Below are 4,525 nucleotides of genomic sequence, written 5' to 3'. Positions count from 1 at the left end.
GAGCGTCGCGCCCCAGGCCCCCCGCGCCGGCCGCCTCACCTTCGGGGAGAAGGGCTACCGCGAGCACGTGGAGGACTTCGAGCGGGAGCTCATCCGCGCGGCGCTGGAGGAGGGAGGCAGCATCGCCGGGGCAGCGCGCCTGCTGCACGTGGACCGGGGCAACCTCTATCGCCGCATCAAGGCGCTGGGCCTCCCAGTGCCATGAGGGCGATGTCACCCTCACATCGCGCCGTGACATCGGGATGTGGAAATGACATCCGCCCGTTGCTCCATTCCTCGTCCTTTCAGACACTTACGGCGCGCCATGGCTTGGAACGGCGCGTGCTCTCCAAGCCAGGCATGAACCGCTTCGTCCTCTTCCTCTCGTGTCTCCTCCCGCTCCTCGCAGGTGCTCAGGGGGGGCCGCCCGATGGAGGCCCTGTGGAGAGCGTCGGTGCGCCGGATGCGGGCTCCCCGCCAGACGCGGGGCCTGCAGGCACCGCGCCCACCGCGCCGGCCCTGCCCACCCTGGAGGCCGAGAGCTGTCAGGACACCGACGAGGCGTCGGAGGCTCTGCCCTCTGCACTCGGCACGCTCCAGCTCCGCGTGGACGGGCAGGCCCAGACGCTCGCGGGGATCGAATGGAAGGGCCTCCAGCGCCTCACGGTCGATCAAGTGCGCACGCTGAGCGGCCTGCCCGCGACGGGTCCGCTCACCGTGGAGCAGGCCACCCGAGGCTTGCGCCGCCTCGCGCGCACGGACCTCTTCGCGAACCTCACTCCCACGCTGAGGCTCGCGGAGGGCTCGGCTCCGACACTGGAGGTCACGGTCGAGGAGCACCCCTTCGTCGCCTCCCTCTTCTTCCAGGGACTGCAGGACCTCACGCCCCGAGAGCTGCGCGAGCACATGTTCCGCTCGGTGACCTGGGAGGCCGTGCGGAAGCACGATGACGATGACAATGATGATGACGACGACGACGAGGTGGTGGCCACGCTGCGCATCTCCGAGCAGCGCGTGACCGTGAGCGTCACCCCCATCACCCCCACCTGTCCGCCGCTCCGTCCACCTCGAGAGTGGTTCGTCCGCCTCGACGCACAGGGCGAGCTCCAGCCCGGCATTGTCTCGGGAGGCCTCACCGCGGCCCTCGAGCGTGTGCTCTCTGAGCTGCGCGATGACGGCTACCTCCTGGCCAGCCTCAGTGCGGTCCTGCACCCGGATGGCCGCCTGGAGGTGGAGCTCGATGAGGGCCACATCGAGGGCGTGGACGTGGAGGGTGTGGACGCGGACCAGGTGCCACGCATCCGGGAGGCGCTGGGGATCCAGGCGGGGGACATCTTCCTGCGCAGCGACATGTCCCGAGCGGTGGCTCGCATGGAGGAGCGGCTGCCCTACCTCCAGGTGAGGAACGTGGAGCGGCGAGCCCCGAAGGTCCAGATCGTGGAGGAGCGGACCGGGGACGGCGCGCGGCGCTACCGGACCGTTCGCGAGGAGGAACAGAAGCCCCGGCGCGAGCGTCGGCGCGTGGAGGTCGACTTCCCGTGGGAGGACATCGTCGAGGTGTGGTGGGGTGACGACGATGAGCACGGAGCGCGCGCGGGGCTCGGCCTCCGAGGCCGTCGCGTGGTGGTGAACGTGCGGCCACGCAGGCCCGACTTTGATCTGGGTCTGCTGCCGGTGCACACGCAGGTGACGGGGCTGGCCCCCGGGCTCGAAGGCAAGCTGCGCGTGTGGGATCCCGGTGACCGGGCCCACGTGACGCTGGAGACGGCGTTCTTCATTCCCCTGCGCCTGGGAGGCCAGCACATCCCGGATGACCCCGAGCAGACGCGGCGCCAGCGCCGGCTCAACTGGCTGCTCGGCGCGAAGGCCCGGGTTCCTTCGCTGGGGCTGGCGGAGCTGGGTGGCCAGATCCATGACTTCACCGACACCATGGACCGGTGGCGGATCAGCCCGATCGACTCGTACATCTACTCCGCCCTGCTCAACCGCCCGGACGCGGACTACTTCCGACGCAAGGGAGTGGCGGCCTTCGCGACGTGGCGGCTCGGGAACCGCTGGCTCCTGGGGGGCGAGTACCGCCGGGACTCCTACGCCTCGATGGTGAGCCTGGCGCGGCCGCTGTCCGTCTTCCGGCGTGACTCCCTGCCCTTCCCCAACGCGCCGGTGACCGAGGCCCGCTTCGGCTCGCTCGTTGGACGGCTCGAGTACGCGAGCGATGGGAGGGGACGCGACGAGCCGGGCTCGCTTTTCCGGAGCCCGGAGCTCCCGCTGCTCTCCCTCGAGGATGAGTGGCCGGCCCGCCTCGCGCTGCGGAGCTTCGTCACGGTGGAGGTGGCCCGCCCCTCCTTCGGCGGCGACGAGGGGACGCGCTTCTGGAAGCTGGTGAGCGACACCCTCCTCTACGTGCCCACGCGCCGTGACGACGCGCTGCGCCTGCGCCTGCGAGCCGCGGGCGGCGAGGAGCTCCCCCTGCAGAAGCAGGAGGGCCTAGGCGGGTGGAGCGCGCTGCGCGGCTACGCCTTCAAGGAGTTCCGGGGGGACGCCTCGGTGCTCGCCAGCGCCGAGTACCGCTGGGGGTTCTTCGGCGCCTTCGCGGATGTGGGCACGGTGCGGCAGGAGACGGGCTGGACGGACGCGCGGCTGGGGGTGGGCGTGAACCTGCACTTCGGGGACGAGGTGGAGCTGACCACTGCGTGGCGCGCGGACGAACGCGCCTCCTGGGTACCGGAGGCCCGGCTGCTCTTCACGCGGCCTTTCTGACACGCATGAGACGACTCGGAGCACAGGCCCGAGGGCTCGGCGCGGCGCTGGTGGCCGCGATGGGGTTCCTCGCGCCTGGAGCGTGGGCGGACGAGCCTCGGGCGCAGTGCACGGCCACCCTCAGCGGGCGGCGCGTGGTGGTGCGGCCCGAGGCGCAGGCCTTCGTGACGCAGGAGCTGGATCGGCTGCTGCGGCTGGGGCTGGCGGGGCGGCTGGAGGTGGAGCTGACGCTGCTGCGCCGCCGCAAGCTGTGGTTCGACGAGCAGGTGGACTCCGCGAGGCTCACCCAGGTGCTCTCGTTCTCGAAGGGTGAGTACCTGCTGGACGGGCGCGCCTTGCCCTCGGGGACTCCGGTGCTGGCGCTGGAGCGCACCGCGTGGACGCTGAAGGAGCCGCCCGAGTCCAACGAGTCCTTCGTGGTACAGCTGAACGTGCGCCTCCAGGTGGTGACAGCGGCGAGCCTGAGCAAGGTGGCCTCCTGGCTCACCCAGGGCGAGTCCGCCGAGGACGAGCGCTCCACCGTCACTCGCAACCTGCTGCGCACCGTGGCCGAGGACCTCACCCGGGACGCCTCGGGCCGGTGTGATGTCAGCCTGGTCCAGTAAAACCTGTCTTCCGTGACAGCACGCAACCCCTGCGGCTGTCGCCCGATAATGGGTTGAAGGCACTGACGCGACGCGTCATATCCTTGGAATCACTGGGCCGATCTGAGGAGTCACCCCCATGAGTCATCTCACCGCGAGCGTTTCTCCAGACCTTGGGTCACCGCTGCCGCACCGTGAGTCCCGGCTCGGTCTCGCACTGAGCAGCCTGCTGGCCTGGATGAAGGCCCACAGCCTCTTCAGGTCCGGTCCGCCGGCCGATGCGGCTGTCCTCCGGCGCTCGGAGCAGCGCAGTCTGGGTGCCCGTCCGATGATGGCGGCAGCTTGGTACGGCTCGCTCGGGCCGGGGCCGATGTGTCTGCCGGGCCAGCCGGCGATCAGCTTCGATCCTGGCTACCGGGACTGAACGTGGGAGCGCCAGCGATGAAGATGGCGACCGGGCCGAGGAGCATAAGCCCGACCCGGATCAGCTCGTGCGCTACTGGCAGGGGCTCAGGCTCCAGCCCGAGGTTGTTGACGGAGCGAGCTGCTCCCTCATGTATCTGACGTCACACGGGACACCGCCACTCGCGGAGTTGCTCGCCTCGGCCGGGCGCCAACCGGACATGAGGCTCGCATGGCTGAGCTGGCGAGACGCATGGCATGTCGCGCATCAGCTCCAACTCGCCATATGAGCTCTGCGAGCTCATCAGTACAGAAGTGCTGCGCCAGCGACTCCTGAATCCTGCCCTGACACGGGCCTCGGCTGTGAAGCAAGACCGCTCGCCGTAGACGTAGACCCGGACCGGAGGGCCGCCTGCCGGCGGAGCCTGCCGCAAACCTGTCTGACAACCATACAGGTTGGAGAAGACCGCCTCCGGAAGCGGCACCCGCTCTCCCCGCCAGCCCGGACGAATCGCGGGGTGTGCTGTCAGCCTGCTCCAGTAACGGGGAACAGCTTCGCCTTCCGGAAGCGGACCTGGAGCACCTGTCCTGCACGCGCCTCGATGGGTGGGCCCACGGCACGCAGGAGCGTGTCACCTACGGGGAAGCGGTACTCCGCCGCCTGGCCGAGAAACAGCCGCGCGGAGAGCGGCAGCGACGTTCCCTCCGTGCCGATCTCCACGTCCTCCGGACGAACCATCAGCGTGCCCGGCCCCGAGCTTCCTCGCAGCTCCGCTGGCAACGGAAACATGACGTCTCGT

The 4,525-nt window shown here is 69.9% G+C and carries 4 protein-coding genes and 1 pseudogene; 4 read left to right on the top strand and 1 reads right to left on the bottom strand.

Features of this window, described 5'->3' with window-relative positions:
* From VD972_RS24715 to VD972_RS24700, 4 genes are all read left to right on the top strand, one after another.
* Window positions 1-205 (top strand): helix-turn-helix domain-containing protein (locus VD972_RS24715; protein WP_324991006.1); only part of this gene is annotated, 205 nt, incomplete at its 5' end.
* Window positions 206-321: 116 nt separating this feature from the next.
* A complete protein-coding gene (locus VD972_RS24710; RefSeq protein WP_324991004.1) occupies window positions 322-2,739 on the top strand; it encodes a hypothetical protein in 2,418 nt (805 codons plus the stop codon).
* A gap of 5 nt (window positions 2,740-2,744) precedes the next feature.
* On the top strand, window positions 2,745-3,344 hold the full coding sequence (locus VD972_RS24705) for a hypothetical protein (protein WP_324991002.1): 600 nt from the start codon (window positions 2,745-2,747) through the stop codon (window positions 3,342-3,344).
* A 118-nt stretch (window positions 3,345-3,462) separates the two neighbouring features.
* Window positions 3,463-3,747, top strand: a complete 285-nt coding sequence (locus tag VD972_RS24700; RefSeq protein ID WP_324991000.1) for a hypothetical protein — start codon at window positions 3,463-3,465, stop codon at window positions 3,745-3,747.
* 504 nt (window positions 3,748-4,251) lie between these two features.
* Here the strand turns inward: VD972_RS24700 and VD972_RS24695 are convergent.
* Window positions 4,252-4,525, bottom strand: a pseudogene (locus VD972_RS24695) (ABC transporter ATP-binding protein); the annotation flags it as partial.

The organism is Hyalangium sp., assembly GCF_035629615.1.
Taxonomy (GTDB): domain Bacteria; phylum Myxococcota; class Myxococcia; order Myxococcales; family Myxococcaceae; genus Hyalangium.
Note: the sequence above shows the minus strand (reverse complement) of the source record. Positions and strands in the feature narration are given on the sequence as shown.